General features: G+C 73.0%; 18 protein-coding genes. 9 read left to right on the forward strand and 9 right to left on the reverse strand.

Going from position 1 to position 16,692, the window contains the following annotated elements:
• The first annotated feature begins 6 nt into the window (after nt 1-6).
• Together AC29IT_RS01690 and AC29IT_RS01695 are read left to right on the forward strand one after the other, a co-directional pair.
• Complete coding sequence (locus tag AC29IT_RS01690) at nt 7-1,410, forward strand: DUF1727 domain-containing protein (RefSeq protein WP_488217578.1); 1,404 nt, start codon at nt 7-9, stop codon at nt 1,408-1,410.
• On the forward strand, nt 1,407-2,129 hold the full coding sequence (locus tag AC29IT_RS01695) for a type 1 glutamine amidotransferase (RefSeq protein ID WP_358446399.1): 723 nt from the start codon (nt 1,407-1,409) through the stop codon (nt 2,127-2,129). The genes AC29IT_RS01690 and AC29IT_RS01695 overlap by 4 nt, the downstream gene beginning before the upstream one ends.
• On the opposite strand, the gene murJ is transcribed toward AC29IT_RS01695, so the two are convergent.
• Nucleotides 2,130-3,746: a murein biosynthesis integral membrane protein MurJ gene (gene murJ / locus AC29IT_RS01700; RefSeq protein WP_358446396.1), complete on the reverse strand. Its 1,617-nt coding sequence runs from the start codon at nt 3,744-3,746 to the stop codon at nt 2,130-2,132.
• A gap of 140 nt (nt 3,747-3,886) precedes the next feature.
• Here murJ and AC29IT_RS01705 point away from each other — a divergent pair, with 140 nt between their 5' ends.
• Nucleotides 3,887-4,357: a YkvA family protein gene (locus AC29IT_RS01705; protein ID WP_358446393.1), complete on the forward strand. Its 471-nt coding sequence runs from the start codon at nt 3,887-3,889 to the stop codon at nt 4,355-4,357.
• A 48-nt stretch (nt 4,358-4,405) separates the two neighbouring features.
• On the opposite strand, the gene AC29IT_RS01710 is transcribed toward AC29IT_RS01705, so the two are convergent.
• Nucleotides 4,406-5,563, reverse strand: a complete 1,158-nt coding sequence (locus tag AC29IT_RS01710; protein WP_488217579.1) for an acyl-CoA dehydrogenase — start codon at nt 5,561-5,563, stop codon at nt 4,406-4,408.
• Nucleotides 5,564-5,700: 137 nt separating this feature from the next.
• Here AC29IT_RS01710 and AC29IT_RS01715 point away from each other — a divergent pair, with 137 nt between their 5' ends.
• Nucleotides 5,701-6,360, forward strand: coding sequence for a TetR family transcriptional regulator (locus tag AC29IT_RS01715; protein WP_488217580.1), 660 nt, complete (start codon nt 5,701-5,703; stop codon nt 6,358-6,360).
• 37 nt (nt 6,361-6,397) lie between these two features.
• Here AC29IT_RS01715 and AC29IT_RS01720 read toward each other — a convergent pair whose 3' ends face one another.
• From AC29IT_RS01720 to AC29IT_RS01730, 3 genes are all read right to left on the reverse strand, one after another.
• Complete coding sequence (locus tag AC29IT_RS01720; protein ID WP_358446385.1) at nt 6,398-6,559, reverse strand: hypothetical protein; 162 nt, start codon at nt 6,557-6,559, stop codon at nt 6,398-6,400.
• A gap of 206 nt (nt 6,560-6,765) precedes the next feature.
• A complete protein-coding gene (locus tag AC29IT_RS01725) occupies nt 6,766-7,038 on the reverse strand; it encodes a DUF5703 family protein (RefSeq protein WP_358446382.1) in 273 nt (90 codons plus the stop codon).
• Nucleotides 7,035-8,009, reverse strand: a complete 975-nt coding sequence (locus AC29IT_RS01730; RefSeq protein WP_358446380.1) for a YncE family protein — start codon at nt 8,007-8,009, stop codon at nt 7,035-7,037. Before AC29IT_RS01730 ends, AC29IT_RS01725 begins: the two co-directional genes overlap by 4 nt.
• Nucleotides 8,010-8,370: 361 nt before the next feature.
• On the opposite strand from AC29IT_RS01730, the gene AC29IT_RS01735 reads away from it, so the two are divergent.
• The 5 genes from AC29IT_RS01735 to AC29IT_RS01755 all read left to right on the forward strand — a co-directional run bounded on the left by AC29IT_RS01735 (nt 8,371) and on the right by AC29IT_RS01755 (nt 13,296).
• Nucleotides 8,371-9,201, forward strand: a complete 831-nt coding sequence (locus AC29IT_RS01735) for an undecaprenyl-diphosphate phosphatase (protein WP_224962634.1) — start codon at nt 8,371-8,373, stop codon at nt 9,199-9,201.
• A 102-nt stretch (nt 9,202-9,303) separates the two neighbouring features.
• Entirely contained in the window at nt 9,304-9,993 is a 690-nt protein-coding gene (locus tag AC29IT_RS01740) for a histidine phosphatase family protein (protein WP_488217581.1), read from the forward strand.
• Entirely contained in the window at nt 9,990-10,484 is a 495-nt protein-coding gene (locus AC29IT_RS01745; RefSeq protein ID WP_488217582.1) for a DUF6314 family protein, read from the forward strand. The genes AC29IT_RS01740 and AC29IT_RS01745 overlap by 4 nt, the downstream gene beginning before the upstream one ends.
• Nucleotides 10,485-10,821: 337 nt before the next feature.
• Nucleotides 10,822-11,973 (forward strand): RtcB family protein, encoded by a 1,152-nt coding sequence (locus AC29IT_RS01750; RefSeq protein ID WP_488217907.1) that lies wholly within the window; start codon nt 10,822-10,824, stop codon nt 11,971-11,973.
• A 144-nt stretch (nt 11,974-12,117) separates the two neighbouring features.
• Nucleotides 12,118-13,296: a macrolide family glycosyltransferase gene (locus AC29IT_RS01755; protein WP_488217583.1), complete on the forward strand. Its 1,179-nt coding sequence runs from the start codon at nt 12,118-12,120 to the stop codon at nt 13,294-13,296.
• A gap of 281 nt (nt 13,297-13,577) precedes the next feature.
• Here the strand turns inward: AC29IT_RS01755 and AC29IT_RS01760 are convergent, their stop codons facing one another.
• Genes AC29IT_RS01760 through AC29IT_RS01775 form a run of 4 tightly spaced genes read right to left on the reverse strand, consistent with a single transcriptional unit; the run spans nt 13,578 to nt 16,580 of the window.
• The gene (locus AC29IT_RS01760; protein WP_488217584.1) at nt 13,578-14,150 is read right to left on the reverse strand and encodes a 1,2-dihydroxy-3-keto-5-methylthiopentene dioxygenase; all 573 of its coding nucleotides are present in this window, start codon (nt 14,148-14,150) and stop codon (nt 13,578-13,580) included.
• The gene (mtnB, locus tag AC29IT_RS01765; protein WP_488217585.1) at nt 14,147-14,800 is read right to left on the reverse strand and encodes a methylthioribulose 1-phosphate dehydratase; all 654 of its coding nucleotides are present in this window, start codon (nt 14,798-14,800) and stop codon (nt 14,147-14,149) included. The genes AC29IT_RS01760 and mtnB overlap by 4 nt, the downstream gene beginning before the upstream one ends.
• Nucleotides 14,797-15,516 carry an acireductone synthase gene (mtnC, locus tag AC29IT_RS01770; protein ID WP_488217586.1) on the reverse strand — a complete coding sequence of 240 codons (720 nt, stop codon included), beginning with the start codon at nt 15,514-15,516 and terminating at the stop codon, nt 14,797-14,799. Before mtnC ends, mtnB begins: the two co-directional genes overlap by 4 nt.
• Nucleotides 15,513-16,580, reverse strand: coding sequence for a s-methyl-5-thioribose-1-phosphate isomerase (locus AC29IT_RS01775; protein WP_488217587.1), 1,068 nt, complete (start codon nt 16,578-16,580; stop codon nt 15,513-15,515). The genes mtnC and AC29IT_RS01775 overlap by 4 nt, the downstream gene beginning before the upstream one ends.
• Nucleotides 16,581-16,692: the final 112 nt, after the last annotated feature.

Consider the following 16,692-nt stretch of genomic DNA (forward strand, 5'->3'; position numbering starts at 1 on the left):
TGACGAATGACCGGAACCAGAAGGGACGGCCGGCAGGACGAGACCGCGGAGCCCGACGGCGAGCGGGCGGCGGCGGGCCAGGGGAGCCCGCCGCCGCCCCGCACCGCATCGGACGCCACGCCGGACGACCCGGCCGCGGCCACGCCTTGGCGGACGATCGCCCCGCCGCACATCGGCGCACCGGCCACCGGCAGACCGCTGCGCACCACGCTGGCCGTTGGCGCCGGCCGCGCCGTCGCGGGCATGTCCCGGCGGCTGCGCCTGGGCAGCGGCGGCATGATCGGCGGCAGGCTCGCGCTGAGCCTGCAACCCGGACTGCTCGGCCGCCTCGCCGCGGGCAGGCGCATCGTCATGATCACCGGCACCAACGGCAAGACCACCACCACGGCTCTCGTCGCCGAAGCGCTGCGCAGCCGCGGCACCGCCACCAGCAACGTCACCGGCGCCAACATGCTCGACGGCCACGTCGCCGCGCTGATGACCGACCTGTCCGCACCGTTCGCCGCCCTTGAGGTCGACGAGCTCCACCTCGCCCAGGTCACCGCCGAATTCGCGCCGTCGGTGATCGTGCTGCTCAACCTCAGTCGGGACCAGATGGACCGGGTCGGGGAGATCCGCACCGTGCAGCGCAGCCTGCGCGCCGCGCTGGAACGGGTGCCGCACACCCGCGTCGTCGCCAACCGCGACGACCCGAACATCGTCTCCGTCGCCGCCGACCACCCCGCCGTGACCTGGGTGTCCGGCGGGGCGCGCTGGATGCACGACTCGCTGAACTGCCCGCGCTGCGGCGCGCACATCGCCGACCTCGACGGGCCGTGGCGCTGCACCTGCGGGCTCGCCCGCCCGGAAGCGGACTGGACGGTCACCGCGGACGCCGTGCTCGGCCCCGACGGCCGGGCGCGCGAGCTGAGCCTGCAGCTGCCCGGGCACGTCAACCGGATCAACGCCACCTTCGCGGTCGCCGCGGCCGCCGAACTCGGCTGCGACCCGGACCGGGTGCTGACGCGGATCACCGACTTGCGCCAGGCCAGCGGCCGCTACGCGACCGTGCTGCTGGACGACCGGGTGGTGCGGCTGCTGCTGGCGAAGAACCCGGCGAGCTGGCTGGAGATGCTCGACCTGGTCTCCGGGCACGACCGGCCGCTGGTGCTGGCGGTCAACAGCCGGGAAGCCGACGGCTACGACGTCTCCTGGCTCTGGGACGTGGACTTCGACTCGCTGCGCGGGAGGTCGGTGCTGGTGACCGGAGAACGAGGCCTGGACCTGGCGGTGCGCCTGCGGTACGCGGGGGTGCGCTGCGACGTGGTGGGCACCGCGCAGGAGGCGCTGGGCCGCAGCGGCGCCGAACCGGACGTGATCGCGAACTACACCGCTTTCCGCGACCTGCTGGCCCGGAGCGTGACCCGATGAGCGGCGGCGTGCGGATCGCGCTGCTGCTACCGGACCTGCTGGGCACCTACGGCGACCGCGGGAACGTGCTGGTGCTCGAACAGCGGCTGGCGTGGCGCGGCATCCCGAGCGAGACGGTGACGGTGCTGGCGTCCGCACCGGAGGTGCCGGAGTCCTGCGACGTGTACCTGCTCGGCGGTGGTGAGGACGTGGCGCAGACCGCCGCCATGCGGGTGCTGTCCCGCTCGCCCGGGCTGCAACGGGCGGTGGCGCGCGGCGTGCCGGTGCTGGGGATCTGCGGCGGCCTGCAACTGCTGGGCACCGAGTTCACCACCGGTGACGGGGTCCGCCACGAAGGCCTCGGGCTGGTCGACGCGACCACCGAACCCGCGCCGGAACGCGCGATCGGCGAGGTCACCGCGAACTCGGTGCTGGCCGGCGTCGGGATGCTGACCGGGTTCGAGAACCACCTGGGCCGCACCAGGCTCGGTGCCGGTTCGGTGCCGCTGGCGCGGGTCACCCGCGGCACCGGCAACGGCCACGACCGCGCGGAGGGCGCGGTGCGGGGCCACGTGGTGTGCACCTACCTGCACGGGCCGATCCTGGCGCGGAACCCGGCGCTGGCCGACCTGCTGCTGGAGTGGGCCGTCGGAGCACCGCTGCAGCCGATCGCGGAACCGGAAGAGCTGGCGGCGCTGCGGGTGGAGCGCACCCGGGTGCGGGCGCGCAACCCGAAGTGATCAGCGGCGGCGCAGCGCGTCGCGCACCGGTTGCACCTCGGGGGCGCGGACCAGCAGCAGGCCGCCGAAGCTCGCGGTGAGCACCACGACGCCGTGGACGACGAGGCTGGTCCAAGCCCCGGCGATCGGGCCGGTGTCGCCGAGCGCGGCGCGCACGGCCTGGTCGGCGGCGAGCGCGCAGCCGCAGGCCGCGGCGGTGACCGCGAGCGCCCGCAACAGGCTCCCCGCGGTGCGGCGGCTGTCGACGCGGCCGATGCGGGCCCGCAGCCACAGCTGCCCGACCAGGGCGCCGAGCACGAAGCTCAGCGACATGGCCAGCGCGACGCCGACGACGAGGTCCGCCGGATCGCTGGTGGCCAGGAACAGGTAGCACAGCCCGGACCGGAACCCGACCATGATCAGGTTGATGAGGGTGGGCGTGCGGGCGTCCTTCATCGCGTAGAAGGCCCGCAGCTGCAGCATGGTGATCGCGAACGGCACGATGCCCAGCGCGCACACCCCGATGGTGGCGCCGAGCCGGTCCGCGGCGGCGATGCCGTTGTTGCCGAGCGAGAAGAACGCGATGCCCAGCGAACCCCCGGCCACGACCATGAGCGCGCTGATCGGCAGCAGCAGCACCCCGCTCATCCGGGTGCCCAGCGACAGGTCGGCGACGAACGCGCGCCGGTCCGGATCGGTGGCGGAGCGGCTGATGCGCGGCATGAGCGCGGTCAGCAGCGACACCCCGAGCACCCCGTAGGGCACCTGGGACAGCAGCCACGCGTAGGTGAAGGTGGCGACGCTGCCCTCGGTGCCCTGCGCGCCGACGCGGGTGGTGACGATCATACCGAACTGGCTGATCAGCGTGTAGAGCACGACCCAGCCGGCGAGCGAGGCGAACTCGCCGAGCCGGTGGTCCCAGCCCCACCGCCACCGGTAGCGGAACCCGGTGCGGCGCAGCGACACGGCGACCACGAGCGCCTGCGCGACGATGCCGAGCGCGGTGCCGATGCCGAGCACGAGCAGCTTCGGTTCCCCCATGCGCACCGGGTCGAGGGTGATGGTGCCGGGCAGCAGCACGAACACCCCGGCCGTGGTGAGCACGACGACGTTGTTCACCACCGGCGCCCAGGCGGGCGGGCCGAACACGTGGCGCGCGTTGAGCACCGCCGACAGCAGCGCGGACAGGCCGTAGAACAGGATCGCCGGTAGCAGCAGGTAGGCGAAAGCGGTGGTCAGCGCGGTGTTCGCGCGGGTGTGAGCGCCGAGGTAGAGCGCGGTCAGCAGCGGTGCGGCGGCGACGGCGAGGACGGTCGCACCCGCCATCAGCACCCCACCCGTGGTGATCAGCCATTGGGCGTACTGCTCGCCGTCCCGTTCGCCGCGCTGCTGGGCGCGCACCAGCAGCGGGACGGCGACGCTGGTGAGCACGCCGCCGAGCAGCAGCTCGTTGACGACGGTCGGCAGCGTGTTGGCGACCGTGTAGGAGTCGTTGACCATGCCGAGGCCGAGGACGGCGACGAGCACGACCTTCGAGGCGAGCCCGGTGATCCGGCTGACGATGGTGGCCACGGCCATGGTGCCGCCCGCGCGGGCCAGCGATGGTTGCCGACGTGTCGGTTCGGCCTGTTCGACCACGGTGTCCCCCTGCTGTCCGCCCGGCCCTCGGCGACTGTGGCACGGATCGGGGTGGCTCGCGTGCCGGTCGGTCCGGGCCGGTGCGCGCGGCGGCCCGTGGCAGGCTGGTGCGGATTCCCGCGTTCGTGAGAGGTGTCGTGATGATCGCCGTTGGCGGAGTGCTCGTGCTGGCCGGGCTGGTGGCGCTGGTGGTGGGGGACTGGAGCGGGTCGGGCTGGCTGGTTCCGGGCGGCTTGCTCGCGGCGGGCGCGGGGGTGGTGGTCGCCGGGCTGGTCGCGGCGGTGCGGCGCAGGCTCGCCCCGGTGCGCCGGGTGCACCGGGCGGCGCGGTCGGCACCGGGTACCGGTGGCCCGGTGCAGCGGCTGCGGGTGGTGCCGTCGATGGTCGCGGCGCCGTGGCGCGGGCGGCCCGCGGCGGTGCCGCGCTACCAGACGGTGCTGTGGCTGGCGGGGCTGCTGTACGTGATCTGGCCGCTGGACTTCGTGCCGGACCTGCTGCCGCTGGTGGGCATCACCGATGACATCGGGGTGGGGGCGTGGCTGCTGACCAGCCTGTACGCGGAGGCGGGCAACCAGCTGGCTCGCGAGGCCGAAGACCCGGACGAGGGGTGAGCGAGCCGTGGCCCCCGGCGCGGAACCGGGGGCCACGGGCGGGGGCGGTCAGCCCTTGAGCAGGGCGCGGGACATCACCATGCGCTGGATCTGGTTGGTGCCCTCGTAGATCTGGGTGATCTTGGCGTCGCGCATCATGCGCTCCACCGGGAAGTCGCGGGTGTAGCCGGCGCCGCCGAACAGCTGCACGGCGTCGGTGGTGACCTCCATGGCGACGTCGGAGGCGAAGCACTTGGCGGCCGCGGAGATGAACCCGAGGTTGCCCTCGCCGCGCTCGGCGCGGGCCGCGGAGACGTAGACCATGTGGCGGGCGGCTTCGACCTTCATGGCCATGTCGGCGAGCATGAACTGGACGCCCTGGAAGTCGCTGATGGACTTGCCGAACTGCTTGCGCTCCTTGACGTAGGCCAGCGCCTGGTCGAGGGCGCCCTGGGCGATGCCGACCGCCTGCGCACCGATGGTGGGCCGGGTGTGGTCGAGGGTGGCCAGGGCGGTCTTGAAGCCGGTGCCGGGCTCGCCGATGATCCGGTCGCCCGGGATGGTGGCGTCCTCGAAGTAGAGCTCGACGGTGGGCGAGCCCTTGATGCCGAGCTTCTTCTCCTTGGGACCGACGACGAAGCCCGGGTCGTCCTTGTGCACGGCGAACGCGCTGATGCCGCTGGCCTTCTTCTCCGGGTCGGTGACGGCCATGACGGTGTACCAGCTGGACACGCCGCCGTTGGTGATCCAGCACTTGCTGCCGTTGAGGACCCAGTCGTCGCCGGAGCGGTGCGCACGGGTCTTCATGGCGGCGGCGTCGGAACCGGCTTCGCGCTCGGACAGCGCGTAGGAGGCGGTGGCGGTGCCCGCGGCGAGGTCGCCGAGCACCTTCTTCTTCAGGTCCTCCGACCCGGACAGGATGATCGGCATGGTGCCGAGCTTGTTCACCGCGGGGATCAGCGAGGAGGAGGCGCAGACGCGGGCGACCTCTTCGATGACGATGCAGGTGGCGACCGAGTCGGCGCCTTCGCCGCCGTAGGCCTCGGGCACGTGCACGGCGGCGAACCCGGCCTTGACCAGGGCGTCGAGCGCTTCCTGCGGGTAGCGCTCCTGCTCGTCGACCTCGGCGGCGTGCGGGGCGATCTCCTTCTCCGCGAGGGCGCGCACCGCCTCGCGCAGGGCGTCGTGCTCCTCGTTGAGCCGGTAGGTCTCGAAGTTCGGGTTCACTGCTGCCTCCCGTCTCCAGCGTTGCGCTGGGGCCGTGGTGATCGCCGGATCCGGGTGCGGGCGTGTGCCGCGCCCTCGGTCGACGGAATCCTAACGGCACCGAGTGCCACTCTCAATCGGGTGGGTATATTTCGGCCATGTCCGAGCAGCCGCGGCCGCGCGCAGGCCGCACCCCGCAGGGCCGCCGCCGGATCCGCGGCACCGTCTCGCTGGCCGCGCTGGACCTGTTCGCCGCGAACGGGTTCGAGGCCACCACCGTCGACCAGATCGCCGAAGCCGCCGGGGTCGGCAGGCGCACGTTCTTCCGGTACTTCCGCTCCAAGGAGGACGCCGTGTTCGGCGACCACGAGGAACGGCTGGCCGACGTGGCCGAACTGCTGGAGCGGGCCGGCGACGCCGAACCGCTGCCCGCGGTGTGCCGGGCCGCCGAAGCGGTGCTGGAGACCTACCTGGCCGATCCCGCGGTGTCGCTGCAGCGCTTCGCGCTGACCAGGCAGGTCCCGTCGCTGCGGGCCAAGGAGATCGCCAGCACCGACGACTACCAGCGGGCGTTCACCCGCTACCTGCGCGGCCGCTACCACGGCGAACCGGACGCGGCGCTGCGCGCGGCGGTGGCGGCGGCCGCGGTGGTCGCCGCGCACAACCAGGTGCTGCGGGAATGGCTCAAGAGCGGCGCCGAGCTCGACGCGCGCGGCAGGCTGCACGCGGCGCTCGACGGGGTGCGCGGCATGGCCGCGACCTGGCCCGGAACTCTCGGCACCGCGCTGGACGAGCGGGTGGGGAGTGCACCCGCCTAGCCCGCGCCGGGCATCCCGGGCCGGGAACCGGGCTCGTTCAGTCGTAGCCGCGGATCAGGTGGCTCTCGTCGGTGTCGTCGAGTTCGCCGGGCCACGGCATGCGGTGCTGGCCGGGAACGGCGGCCTCGGGCAGCAGGGTCTGCACGCTCGCGCGCGGTGAGTCGAACTGGTCGGCCGGGTTGTGCTCGGCGGGTTCCACGTCGTGCTCCTGTTCGTCGGGTGTCGGGAGGGTATGGCCGATGGTCCTGGGGAGTGGTGCAGATCGCACTCCCACCACGCCGTCGATATCTTCAGTCCACCGGAACGGACCCGCCACACGGCACGGCCGACGCATCAGGAACCCGCCAGGAACCCGCAAGGACCGGAGGCCGCCGATACCGGCTCACCCACCCGCCGGGCGACCGATCAGGTGCGCAGCTCCGGCACTCCCGGGGTGCTCCGGCGGCGGCGCAGCCACACCTTGCGGGTGCCGTCGGAGTAGAGCAGCACGCGGGACAGCTCCCACCCGGAGAACTCGGCGTGGATGCTCAGCTGGGTGGCGGCGCTGAGCCGGGTGATGCCCGGCGGCAGCCGCAGCGGCCGGTAGTCCCACTTCTCGTCGGAGAAGCCGTTCTCCCGCGCCCCGCTGCCTGCGGGGGCGGGCACGGAAGAGGTCTCGGGGTCCCGGTCCTCGCTCATGGCGTCACCACCTGCACTCCTGCCCCGGTTGCCGAGGCGACGAACACTGCACCGGTAGCGGGGTCGACGGCCGCGGAGTTCGGCTGCCGCACGGTCGGCACCCGGTGCACCTCGCGGGGTTCCCCGCCCGCGACGTCGTAGCCGACGAGCTCGTTGCTCGCCGTCAGCGTGACCCACGCCAGGTCCCGAGCGGGGTCGTAGGCCAGGCCGTAGGGCGCGCCGGGCACCGGGAAGCGCTGCTTCATGATCAGCGGATCGGTGGCGAAGGCCAGCAGCTCCTGCCCGCGGGTGTCCACGCTCAGCACCCGGTCGTAGCGGTCGGCGACCGCGCGGGTGGCGCCGGTACCCGCCCGCAGCGCGGGCTCCTTCTCCCCGGTGGCCGGGTCGATCGGCGTCAACGAGGTCTCCAGCGCGTCCAGCACGTGCAACCGCCCGCCGACCTCGACCAGCTGCGCCGGCCGCTTGAACCCGGTGGCCTGCTTCCCGCCGGGCAGCGCCACGCTGCCGGTCGCCTCCAGCCCCACCGCGAGCCCGCCGGGCACGGCGGCCGCGTCCAGCGGGCGACCCGGGTAGCGCAGCTGCTCGGCGGCGCCGGTCGCCGGATCGATGCGGGCGACCAGGTCCGCGTCCGGCTGCGCGGCCAGCAGCTTCCCGTCCGGGGTGGCGCGCAGCGTCGCCGGTGCGGCGGGCAGCTCCACCTGGCGGGGCGCGCGGCGCAGGTCGCGGGCGTCGTAGAGGGACACGGTGCGCTCGTGCGCGGTCGCCAGGATCGATGCGCCGGGCAGGAACGCGGTCACCGCGGTCGGCGGCGCGGGCACCACGGTTCCCGCGGGCCGCGCGGACGCGTCGGGGGCGCGCGCCGGTTCCGCCGCGGTGAGCGTGTCGGTGACCTGCAGCGGATCGTCGGCGCCGACACCACCGCAGCCGGTGAGCACGGTGGCGGTGAGGCAGGCGGCGACCAGTCGGCGCAAGGGGCCCTCCAGGTGCGTGCGCCCGTGGTTCGGGCGGTGACCCTTCCAGGATCCCTGATTTGCCGTGGTGCTCGGCCGCCCACCCCCGGGTGACCACCCAGCATCGCACCGGTCACCGGCGGTGGGCCAGGCCCCGTCCGGCGCCGGTGGCGTTCACGACGCGTTCGCCGAGAGTTCGTCTCCGCCTGCGGGGGCGGCGCCGGGGCTCGGCGGGCGGGTCGTCGCTGGTGGCCGCTGCGGTGGGGCGGGACGTGGCAGGTGCGGGCGGTGATGCAAGATTTGCGCTCAGGACGAGGCGTCGCCCTGGTCGCGGAACCGGTGCGGGCCCGATTCATCTCTCACAGCACTGGAGTGGGTTCAGTTGTCGTGGTTGCAGGCCATGGTGCTCGCCGTGGTCCAGGGTCTGACCGAGTTCCTGCCGATCTCGTCGTCGGGGCACCTGCGGATCGTCTCGGAGTTGTTCTTCGGCGATGACGCGGGCGCCTCGTTCACGGCGGTGACGCAGATCGGTACCGAACTGGCCGTGGTCATCTTCTTCATCAAGGACATCGTGCGGTTGATCGGCACGTGGTTCCGCGGCCTGGTCGACGCCGAGGTGCGGCGCACCCAGGACTACCGGCTGGCGTGGTACGTGATCGTGGGCAGCATCCCGATCGGCGTGCTGGGCCTGCTGTTCCAGGACTACATCCGCGGCGCGCTGCGCAGCCTGTGGGTGACCGGCGCGATGCTGATCGTCTTCGGCGTGCTGCTGGGGCTGGCGGAGCGGTTCGGCAGGCAGCAGCGGGCGCAGGACGGGCTGACGCTGCGCGACGGCGTGCTGATGGGCCTGGCGCAGGCGCTGGCGCTGATCCCCGGGGTGTCCCGGTCCGGCGGCACGATCACCGCCGGGTTGTCGCTGGGCCTGACCCGGCCGACCGCGGTGCGGTTCTCGTTCCTGCTGGCGATCCCGGCGGTGTTCGCGGCCGGGCTCTCGGAGATCCCGCACGTGTTCGAGGGCGGCGGGCCGGGCCTGCAGCCCTCGGGCGTGCAGATGATCGTGGCGACGCTGGTGGCGGGCCTGGTCGGCTACGCGTGCATCGCCTGGCTGCTGCGGTTCGTGGAGCACCACAGCGTGTACCTGTTCGTGTGGTACCGGATCGGGCTGGGCCTGCTGGTGTTCGCCCTGCTCGGGCTCGGCGTCATGCAGCCCTGATCGTGCTCGGCCCAGGTGGCCCGGTGCCCGCGCGGCGCCGGGCCACCGTCGTTCTCGGGTGGGGTTCGGCGCCCGCCGGGGCGGGGCCTACCCTCGGTTTCCGTGGCGACACTCATCCTGCTCAGGCACGCACGATCGGCGGCGAACGGTTCGGGGGTCCTGGCCGGGCGCAGCCCGGGAGTGGGGCTGGACCCCACGGGCAACGAGCAGGCCGCGGGCCTGGCCGGGCGGCTCGCGGAGGTCCCGATCTCCTCGCTGGTGCGCTCCCCGCTGCAGCGCTGCGAGGAGACGGTGCGGGAGTTCGCCGCGGTCCGCGGCCTCGACCCGGTCGTGGACGAGCGGGTGTCCGAAGTGGACTACGGCGAGTGGACCGGCCGGAAGGTCTCGGAGCTGACCGGCGAATCGCTCTGGTCGGTGGTGCAGCAGCACCCGTCCGCGGCGGTGTTCCCCGGCGGTGAGGGCCTCGCGCACGTGCAGGCGCGGGCGGTCGCGGCGATCCGCGAGCACGACGCGCGCGTGTCGGCGGAGTTCGGGCCGAACGCGGTGTGGGTGGTGTGCTCGCACGGCGACGTGATCAAGTCGGTGCTGGCGGACGCGCTGGGCGTGCACCTGGACGGGTTCCAGCGGATCGTGGTCGACCCGTGCTCGATCAGCGTGGTGCGCTACACCGAGACCCGCCCGTTCGTGCTCAAGATCAACGACACCGGTTCGGACGTGTCCGGGCTGCTGCCGCCGAAGGAGGCCGCGTCCTCGGACGCGGTGGTGGGCGGTTCCACCGGCGCCTCGGCGTGACTGAGCCGGTCTCGGCGCCCGATCCGGCCCTGGCACCCGATCCGGTCCGGGGCTCCGATGCGGCCCTGTTCCCGGTCCCGGACCTGGCGCGGTACCTCACCGGCAGCTGGGTGCTGCGGCGCGACATCGTCGACGACGCGGGAGCGCGGCTGGGCGGATTCGCGGGCGAGGCGGTGTTCACCGCCGACGCGGGCGAGCTCGTGTACCGCGAGACCGGGGAGCTGGAGCTGGGCGCCCACCGCGGCCCGGCGCACCGGACGCTGCACTACCGCCTGGCGGATCCGGCGACCGCGGCGGTGCACTTCGACCACGGCGGCTTCTTCCACGACCTGGACCTGCGATCCGGGCGCTGGCTGGTGGAGCACCCGTGCCGGGCCGACCTGTACCGCGGCGAGTTCGCGGTGCACGGCCCCGACTCCTGGTGGCAGCGGTGGCACGTGGCGGGGCCGGCGAAGGGCCACGTCTTGACCACCGACTTCAGCCGGGCGTAAGGCCCGGCCGCGGAAATCCGGTTGCGGCCCGCCGCGGCCGGACCGCATGATCGACGCGTCGTTCGAGAGCGGTGGCGATCGCGTGGAAAGCGGTCGCGTGGAGCCGGTTCGGCGGCGAAGCCGCCGGTGGCCCGGCCCGCCCGTGCGGCGGCGTGCCCGCTGACGCCCGTCGTCGCGTGCTGGTGCCCGAGCCCGAGCAGCCGGGTACTTCCGCATCCCGCACCGGCTCGTCTCGTACCCGTTCGTCGTGCACCGGAGCCCCGCCGGGTCCGGTGGCGGTTCTTCCGAGGAGGTCGTGGTGGTCAGCGTGGTGCCGGGCAGCCGGGTGCCGATCCGGATGTGGGCGGACCCGGCCCGGGTGGAGGACGCGGCGATGGCGCAGCTGCGCAACATCGCCGACCTGCCGTGGGTGCACGGGCTGGCGGTGATGCCGGACGTGCACCTGGGCAAGGGCGCGACCGTCGGCAGCGTGATCGCGATGCGCGACGCGGTGTCCCCGGCCGCGGTCGGGGTGGACATCGGCTGCGGGATGAGCGCGGTGCGCACCTCGCTGCGCGCCTCCGATCTGCCCGCCGACCTCGGCAGGCTGCGGCGGCGCATCGAAGCGGCGGTGCCGGTCGGGTTCTCGATGCACGACGAACCGGTCGATCCCGCGCGGGTGCCCGGCGAATCGGGCTGGGACGGGTTCTGGGGCCGGTTCGACGAGCTGCACCGCGGGGTGCGCGGCAGGCGGCAGCGGGCGCTGCGGCAGCTGGGCAGCCTCGGCGGCGGGAACCACTTCATCGAGGTGTGCCTGGAGCAGGGCGGCGCCGACGAGGGCCGGGTGTGGCTGATGCTGCACTCCGGGTCGCGCAACATCGGCAAGGAGCTCGCCGAACGGCACGTCGAGGTGGCCAGGTCGCTGCCGCACAACGCCGACCTGCCCGACCCGGACCTGGCGGTGTTCGTGGCGGGCACCCCGCAGATGGCGGCCTACCGGCGCGACCTGTTCTGGGCGCAGGAGTACGCGCGGCGCAACCGGGCGGTCATGGTGGCGCTGGTGCAGCGGGCGGTGTCCGAGGCGGTGTGGCGCACCCGGTTCGACGAGCCGATCTCCTGCCACCACAACTACGTGGCGGAGGAGACCTACGACGGGGTGGACCTGCTGGTGACCCGCAAGGGCGCCATCCGCGCGGGCAGCGGGGAGCTGGGGATCATCCCGGGCAGCATGGGCACCGGATCGTTCATCGTGCGCGGCCTCGGCAACCCGGAATCGTTCACCTCCGCCTCGCACGGCGCCGGGCGGGCGATGTCCCGGTCGAAGGCGCGCAAGACGTTCACCGCCGCCGACCTCGCCACGCAGACCGCAGGGGTGGAGTGCCGCAAGGACGCGGGCGTGGTCGACGAGATCCCGTCCGCGTACAAGGACATCAACGAGGTGATCCGAGCCCAGACCGACCTCGTCGAGGTCGTCGCCCACCTCAAGCAGGTCGTCTGCGTCAAGGGCTGACCGGCGGAGCAGTGACCGTGGGTGCTGTCCAGGGCACGGGCGGTGTGAGGATCACCGCACGCCTCCGCGCGCACCTCGCCGAACGGGGAGGGGCAGACTGGACGGGTGTGGGCCGAACGGCCGATACCGATAGCTAGGGGAATCGTGAACAAGCACATCGCCGTGGTCACCGTGCCGGGACACGGGCACATCAATCCGACCCTGCCGCTGGTGGAGGAACTCACGCGGCGCGGCAACCGGGTCAGCTACGCCACCGGGCAGATCATGATGGAGAAGGTCGAGGCCGCCGGAGCCGCCGGGGTCGAACTCCCCTCGACGCTGCCGACGGTCAAGCCCGGCATGCAGATGACCGTCGACGTGATGGCCGGGATGCTGGAGTACCTGCACGGGGAGGCCCGCAACGCGCTGCCGGTGCTGCTGGAGCGGTTCGAGCAGGACCGGCCCGACGTGGTGTGCTTCGACATGCTCACCCCGGTGGGACGGATGCTCGCGCAGAAGCTGGACGTGCCGGTGGTGTCGCTGCTGCCCAGCTTCGCGGGCAACGACCAGGTGTCGCTGCAGCAGCGGTCGATGCCGGCGGACTTCGACCCGCAGCACCCGTCGCTGGCGAAGGCGGCGGCGCTGTTCCAGGAACTCGGCGAGGAGTACGGGCTCTCCGGCGACCAATTCCCGATGCGCCCGGTCCCCGGGGCGGACAGCGTGGTGTTCCTGCCGAAGTCGTTCCAGTTCGGTGGCGAGACCTTCGGCGACAACTTCCACTTCGTCGGCCCGTGCCTGGGCAGCCGCGCGCAGGAGGACTACACCCCGGCCGACGAGCAGGCGCCGCTGCTGTTCATCTCGCTGGGCACCGGGTTCAACGACCGGCCCGACCTGTACCGCACGTTCCTGGAGGCCTTCGGCGGCACCCGCTGGCAGGTCGCGATGTCCATCGGTGACGTGGTGGACGTGGCCGACCTCGGGGAGATCCCCGCGAACTTCGACGTGCGGCCCACGTTCCCGCAGCTGGGGGTGCTGCGGCGCGCCTCGGCGTTCGTCACGCACAACGGGATGGGGTCGACGATGGAGGCCCTGACCTACGGGGTCCCGATGGTGGGCGTCCCGCAGATGATGGAGCAGGCCGCCAACGCCGACCGCGTCGCCGAGCTGGGCCTGGGCCGTCGGCTGGCCGAGGAGGAGCTGACCGCGCAGGGCGTGTTCGCCGCGGTGGAGGCCGTCGCCGACGACGAGGACATCCGCGCCAACCTGGTCGGCATGCGCGCCGACATCGCCGCCGCCGGCGGCCCCGTCGCAGGAGCGGACGTCATCGAGAACGCCTGCAGCTGAGCCCGAGGTGAATGGCCCACCAGACCACCGAAACCCGGCCGACCGGGCCATTCACCACGAAACCTCCGCACCGTCGGCCCCGTTCTTTCCTGTCAGCGGCGAAGCCGCTGAGCGGAGACCACGCACGCAGCCGGACCACCTGCGGGTTCTCAGCGGCGTTCTCGCGAGGACAGCGTTTTCGCCTGTGGCGGAGCCACCGGTGAAAACGATCCCGCAGCGAGAACGCCGCTGAGGTTCCGCCACCCGACCCACTTCCCAGCAGGAACCGGGAGAACCGCTCCTCAGCGGGTAGCCATCAGCTCGTCGAAGGTGGGGAACTTCTCCGCGGTGTCGGTGTTCAGGAACTCCCCGATCCACCCGTCGTCGTCGTGGAAGAAGCGGATCGACACGAAGTCGGGGCTGGTGCCCATGTCGAACCAGTGCGTGGTGTTGGCGGGCACGCTGAGCAGGTCCCCGGCTTCGCACAGCACGCCGTACACCTTGCCGTCGAGGTGCAGGTAGAACACCCCGGCGCCGCGGGCGAAGAACCGGTCCTCGTCGTCGTCGTGGGTGTGCTCCGACAGGAACTTCTCGCGGGCGGCCTTGGCCTGCGCGGGCCACTCCGGGTCGGCGGAGGGCTTCATCGCGATCGCGTCGACCTTGATGTAGCCCTCGCTGTCGATGACCTGGTCCACTTCGGACCGGTAGGCGTCGAGGACCTGCTCGGAGGTGGCTTCGGCGGGCAGTTCCCGCAGCGGCCAGCGTTCGAAGCGGACGCCGAACTCCTTGAGGACGCCACCGATCTCGGCGGGGTCTTCGGTGCGCAGGGTGGCGGTGCTCGGGTCGGTGTCGTCCCAGACGGTCAGCAGGGTCATGCGGTTCTCCTGTTCACGTGGTGCGGCTGATCCGCGGCGAGGGCGTACGAGGTCAGCCATTCCAGGCATTCGGTGCGGTGCCGCGCCTGGGCGAGGTCGTCGCCCCACACGTACACGCCGTGCCCGGCGACGACCAGCGCGGGGGTGGCCGGGTCGAAGACCTCCTCGAAGCGGTCGCCGAGCCAGGCCATGTCCTGGCCGTTGGGCACGACGGGCACGGTGACCTCGTCGTCGTGGGCGCCGCGGCCGAGTCCTTTGAGCATTTCCAGGTCGCGCAGCACGATCCCGCCGGGCCAGCGCTCGGCGGCGAGGACCGGGGCGGTGATGTGCACGTGCACCACGGCTCCGGCGCCGGAGCGGGCGGCGACGCGTGCGTGCAGGCCCGCTTCGGCGGAGGGCCGCTGGTCCGGGCGCGGCTGGTCGGGCACGGCAGCTCCCGCGGCGTCGACGACGACCACGTCCTGCGGGGTGAGCTCGCCCTTGTCGCGGCCGCTGGTGGTGACCGCGAGCCGCAGCGGGTCGGTGCGCAGGGTGACCGACAGGTTCCCGGAGGTGCCGCGCATCCAGCCGAGCGCGGCGAAGCGCGCGGATTCGGCGGCGAGCGCCGCTCCGGCGGTGTCGAGTTCGGCGGTGGTGACGGGGGTGCTCATGCGGGCACCTCGATGCTGATGTCGTCGAAGGTGGTGACGCTGCGGTGGTCGCCGAAGTCGGCGTCGGCGAACGGTTCGCCGGGGCGGGCGAGGCCGACGGTGCGCCACCCGGCTTCGGCGGCGGCGTCGAGCTCGGCGGGCACGTCGGAGGCGAACAGCACGTCGCCGGGGTCGGCGCCGAGGACTTCGGTCATCGCCCGGTAGGACCGCGCCTCCCGCTTGGGCCCGGCGTTGGCGGTGTCGAAGTGGTGGCGGAACAGGTGCCGCAGGTCCCCGTCGCCGGTGTGCGAGAACGACGCGATCTGCGCGGCGACCGATCCGGAGGAGAACACCGTGAGCCCCGCGCCCTGGTCCTGGAAGTGCAGCAGGGCGCCGACGACGTCGGGGAACAGCTGGGTGGTCAGTTCGGCGTCGGCGTAGCCCTGCCGCCAGATGAGCCCTTGCAGGGTTTTCAGCGGGGTGGCCTTGCGGTCGGCGTCCATCCACTCGTGCAGCACGGCCACCACGGCGTCGGTTCCGGCGTCGGCGGGCAGGTCCGCTTCGGCGCGCACCGCGGCCACGGCGTCCCCGACCTCGGGGTCGTCGGGGTGGGTGTCGATCCACGGGCCGAGCCGAGGCCGGGCGTAGTCGTAGAGGACCTCGTGGACCTGGCTGGTCGGGGTGACCGTGCCTTCGATGTCGATGACGACCCAGCGGGCCGTTACCGGGTCGGTCATGCCTGTTCCCCCTGGTCGGGACTGGTGTGCTGGTAGGCGATGAGCTCGCCGGGGGCGAACGGGCCCTGGTCGGTGACGACGGTGGTGACGAACCGCGGCGGGGTCACGTCGAACGCGGGGTAGTGGCCCTGGACGCGTTCGCTGGCGGTGCGCTGCCCGAGGGTGTGCAGCACTTCGTCGCCGTCGCGGTGCTCGATGGGCACGTCGGCGGCGGTGGGGGACTTCGGGTCCGGTTCGTGGCACAGCGCGTGGTACGGCACGCCGAAGGCGTGCGCGGCGACGGCGAGCTGCAGGGTGCCGACTTTGTTGATGACGTGCCCGTCGAGGGTGACCCGGTCGCTGGCGGTGATCAGCGCGTCGACCTCGCCGCGGCTGAACAGCGACGCGCCCATGCCGTCGGTGATCAGCGTGGTGGGCACGCCCATCTCGGCGAGGGTCTCGGCGGTGAGCCGCGCGCCCTGCAGGTAGGGGCGGGTCTCGGTGCAGTAGAAGGTGAGTTCCTTGCCGGCCCGCTGGGCGGCGGCGACGGTCTCGGTCAGGTACAGGTCGCCCCAGCAGTGGGTGAGCACCCGGGCGCCGTCGGGCAGCAGCCGCGCGGCGGCTTCGCCCATGGCGCGGCTGCGCCCCCTGTAGTCGGCGTCGCCCGCGCGGGCTCCGGCGAGCGCGGCGGCGGCGAGCGCGTCCGGGGAGTCCTCGCCGCGGGCGCGGGCCGCGGCGACGGCGTCGAGGACGAAGTCCGCGGCGAGCCGCTGGTGGTCGTTGGTGGGCCGGGTGGCGATGAGCCGGTCCGCGGCAGCCCGCACCCGTTCGGCGACCTGGTCGGGGGCGTCGGCGGCGGCGTGGCGGGCGGCCAGCGCCATGCCCCACAGCGCGGCGAAGTAGGGGCCGCTGGACTGGGTGACCATGTCCTCGATGGCGCGGGCGACCTGCTCGACGTCGCGGGCGTGCACCCAGGTGCGTTCGAACGGGAACACCCGGCGGTCCAGCAGGTGCACACCGTCGTCGGCGAGCCGAACGCTGTCGGCGAGCACCGGCGTCGTCGCCGGGTCGGTGATCAACGGCATCTGTGTCCTCTGTGGATAGTCGTCGACCGGTGGGAAGATCGGATCAGATTACTGAGCCGACCCCCCTGGGGCGCAACATCTTCCAGATTCCGGGACTGCCGGATGCGCATGC

This window comes from Saccharopolyspora sp. MMCC62 (assembly GCF_057736575.1).